The 1,363-nt window shown below is 51.3% G+C and carries 1 protein-coding gene; it reads right to left on the reverse strand.

The genetic code is table 11. The annotated features are described in order from the left end of the window. Positions 1-240: 240 nt before the first annotated feature. Positions 241-1,230, reverse strand: coding sequence for a sugar ABC transporter ATP-binding protein (locus H5T64_13500; protein ID MBC7265348.1), 990 nt, complete (start codon positions 1,228-1,230; stop codon positions 241-243). Positions 1,231-1,363 lie beyond the last annotated feature (133 nt).

Consider the following 1,363-nt stretch of genomic DNA (forward strand, 5'->3'; position numbering starts at 1 on the left):
AAGCGGGGCGAAAGCAAGGTCAATACTCCGCAGATCCCAAGCAGCGCCAATATAAGTCCTGCCTCTCGCATACCTCGCATGAAACTGCTTGCTTGAGAAGCCAAATGAAGCCCTGCACGGCAAGCGATCTTCACATTTTGCCAAGCTCTTTTCCAAACAACCCTGTTGATATCCATTGACTTCCTTTCTCTTTACTTCTATTACAGAAACACGTAAGAAGCCCCTGGCCTTACCACTTGGTCAAATGGAGCAGGCTATTAACCGCTCTTTTGTTACCTCACCCTGAAGAAAATCCCCTGTTATTCGGCCTTCCCGCATAACCAGAATGCGATCGCATATATCCAGAACCTCCGCCGGATCAGAGAAGACCACAATCAGAGCCACTCCTTTCCCCGCCAAGTCCCGCATGAGCCGGCGGAGCTCCGTTTTAGCCCCAACGTCAATGCCCTTCATCGGTTCATCTAACAGCAATACGCGGCACGAACGGCTTAACCAACGAGCCAAGATCACTTTCTGTTGGTTGCCCCCACTTAGAAATTTTACCCAGCGGTTTAAGTCCGGGGTCTTAATATTCAGCTCCTGCACGAACCTCCCCGCTATGGCATTGCGTCGCTCAAGGTCAATGAGTCCTCGCCGACTAATGAAATCGAGACTGGCCAGTACGATGTTATCAGCGACACCCATGCATGGAACCAATCCCTGCCCCTTGCGATCCTCAGTGAGGAAACCTAACCCGTGGCAAATAGCTGTGATTGGTGAGTCAATGCGCACAGGAGTGCCGGCTACCCGAATCTCTCCGGCATCTACAGGGTCCACACCAAATATACCACGTAGCAACTCCGTCCGCCCAGCCCCCACCTGGCCGAATATCCCCACGATTTCGCCTTCGTGGACGACCATATTTATGTCTTCGTAAACGCCTCGATGTGTCAATCCTTTAACAGCGAGTGCTTCTGCACCGAAAGAGGTCGCGGTAGTGCCTGGGGTATAGGATGTGAAATCGCGACCCACAATTAGACACACGAGGTTGGCCTCATCTATTTCACTCAAGGGGAATGTGCCACAAGAAGAGCCATTCCGTAGCACTGTTACCCGGTCTGCTATCTCGAATATTTCCTCCAGCTGATGAGAAATGTAGATGATCGCTAGACCACGAGCCTTGAGCTGGCGCACCAGCTGAAAGACTTTAAAGATTTGACCTTCGGCTAAAGCCGAAGTTGGCTCATCCATTATCAGAATCCGACTTTTCTGAGACAGAGCGGTGGCGATAGCAATCATCTGCCGAGTAGCCGGACTAAGACGACTGATCGGGACATGCTGAGGACAATCTATTTCCAATTCGGAGAAAATAGCCCGGGCTTGG

This window comes from Chloroflexota bacterium (assembly GCA_014360825.1).
In the GTDB taxonomy this organism is placed as follows: Bacteria; Chloroflexota; Anaerolineae; order UBA2200; family JACIWT01; genus JACIWT01.

What these genes read in the sequence shown, in the direction of transcription:
- H5T64_13500 (MBC7265348.1), bottom strand. Translation starts at nt 1,230, where the DNA reads ATGGATGAGCCAACTTCGGCTTTAGCCGAAGGTCAAATCTTTAAAGTC.